2 protein-coding genes are annotated in these 2,559 nt (G+C 33.2%); both read right to left on the reverse strand.

What is annotated here, in order from left to right:
• On the reverse strand, positions 1-2,095 hold a 2,095-nt coding region (gene uvrA / locus SPD90_RS12950; protein ID WP_320925501.1), incomplete at its 3' end, for an excinuclease ABC subunit UvrA.
• Positions 2,096-2,121: 26 nt separating this feature from the next.
• Positions 2,122-2,559, reverse strand: a 438-nt coding sequence (locus SPD90_RS12955; protein ID WP_320925502.1) for a UvrB/UvrC motif-containing protein, incomplete at its 5' end; no start/stop codon positions are given.

Below are 2,559 nucleotides of genomic sequence, written 5' to 3' on the forward strand. Positions count from 1 at the left end.
ATCTAGGAGTTCTACCTATAGGGCTTTGGTCTATGTTTATTATTTTATCTATATTTTCTATGCCTTTTATATCTTTGTGCTTTCCTGGCTTAGTTTTAGATCTATTTACCTTATTTGCAACACTCTTATATAATATTTCATTTATCAGTGTACTCTTTCCTGAGCCTGAAACACCTGTTATACAGACAAACTTTCCTAAAGGTATTTTGACATCTATATTTTTAAGGTTATTTTCACTTGCCTCTATTATTTCTATGAAGTTTCCATTTCCTTCTCTAATAGTGTCTGGAATTTCGATTTTTCTCTTTCCACTCAAGTACATCCCTGTTATAGAATTTGGATTTGCTATTATTTCCTCCATTGTACCTTGAGCTACAATTTCTCCACCGTGGATTCCTGCGCCTGGTCCTATATCTACTATGTGATCTGCCGCTCTCATAGTATCTTCATCGTGTTCAACTACTATCAGCGTATTACCTAATTTAGTTAAATTTTGTAGTGATGCTATTAGCTTATCGTTGTCTCTTTGGTGAAGACCTATACTTGGCTCATCTAGTACATATAATACTCCCACTAAAGCTGAACCTATTTGAGTAGCAAGTCTTATACGCTGAGCCTCTCCACCTGATAGAGTTCCTGCCTTTCTAGATAGATTTAAATATTCCAAACCTACATTTCTCAAGAAGGATGCTCTTTCACGAATTTCCTTCAATATTTCCTGAGCAATAAATTGATTTTTTTCACTTAATTGTAAATTATCTATAAAATCTATTAACTCATTTATCGAAAGCTCTGTTACTTCAATTATATTTTTTCCGTTTATTTTTACTGATAAAACTTCTTTTTTAAGTCTGTTTCCATGGCATTTGGGACAAGGTGTTTCTGCCATAAACTCTTCTATTTTTTCCTTTGAATATTCTGAAGATGTTTCGTTATATCTTCTTTCTAGATTTACAAGAACACCTTCAAACGGAGCTTTATAATGTCTTCTTCCTCCATATTTGGATTCGTATTCAAATTCTACCATCACGTTATTTTTACCGTAAAGTAACTCCTCTACAAAATCTTCTGGTAACTCCTTAAATGGAACATCTAGAGATACACCGAATGTTTCAGCTAGACTTCTTACCATTTTGCTGTAATAAGTATCATTGCTCTTGCTGACAGATCCCCAAGCTGCAATTGCACCTTGATTTATAGATAAATCCTTATTAGGAATTACTAAATCCTTATCTACTGTTCTACTTTCTCCAAGACCCTTACATTCGTCACATGCTCCAAAAGGTGCATTAAATGAAAACATTCTTGGAGATAACTCTTCTATTCCTATACCGTGGTCTGGACATGCAAACTTAGTAGAATATAAAATTTCTTCTCCACCTATAATTTGAGCTATTACAAGTCCATCTGATAGCTTGACAGCAGTTTCAATTGAATCAGAAAGTCTATTTTCAATTCCTTCTTTGACGATTATTCTGTCCACAACTACCTCTATATTGTGCTTTTTATTCTTACTTAGTTCAATTTCATCTGTAACCTCGTAATTTTCTCCGTTTACTCTAACTCTTACGAAGCCTTCTTTCTTTATATTTTCAAGTGTCTTTTTATGTGTTCCTTTTTGACCCCTAACAATAGGAGACAGTATTTGTATTTTGGTTCTTTCAGGAAATTCTAGTATTTTATCTACAATTTCCTGTATAGTCATTTGACTTATTTTATTTCCACATACTGGACAGTATACTTCTCCTACTCTAGCAAATAGAAGTCTTAGATAATCGTATATTTCTGTAACTGTACCAACTGTTGATCTTGGGTTTCTAGATGTTGTCTTTTGGTCTATTGATATAGCAGGTGAAAGCCCTTCTATATACTCTACATTTGGTTTTTCCATTTGCCCTAAGAATTGTCTAGCATATGATGAAAGACTCTCCACATATCTTCTCTGACCTTCTGCATAAATTGTATCAAATGCCAATGAAGATTTTCCTGAACCCGATAATCCTGTAAATACTATGAATTTATTTCTAGGGATAACTAAATCTACATTTTTTAAGTTGTTTTCTTTAGCTCCCCTTATGACTATTTTATCTTCCATTATAAATTCCTTTCTATTAATTGTATTTATTTCAATTTATTTTCCAGTTCTTTAATTTTATCTCTCAATTCAGCAGCTCTTTCAAATTGTAAATTAGTAGCCGCTTCCATCATCTCAGATTTTAATTTTTCTATATTCGCTTTAATTTGTTCCTTATCATCTGTATCTGATATTCCGTAAATTTCCTCTTCTTCAGCTAATTTAAGCGTTTCTATGTTGTCTCTAATATCTTTTTGAATAGTTTTAGGAATGATTCCATGTTCCTCATTGTATAGAGATTGTATTTCTCTTCTTCTTGCAGTCTCTTCAATAGTAGCGGCCATAGAACGAGTGATTTTATCTGCATACATGATAACTCTACCCTCTGCATTTCTAGCTGCACGTCCAACCGTTTGTATTAAAGAGGTTTCAGAACGTAGGAAGCCTTCCTTATCTGCATCTAAAATAGCTATTAGAGAAACCTC

It is taken from the genome of Intestinibacter sp. (genome assembly GCF_034113885.1).
Taxonomy (GTDB): Bacteria; Bacillota; Clostridia; order Peptostreptococcales; family Peptostreptococcaceae; genus Intestinibacter.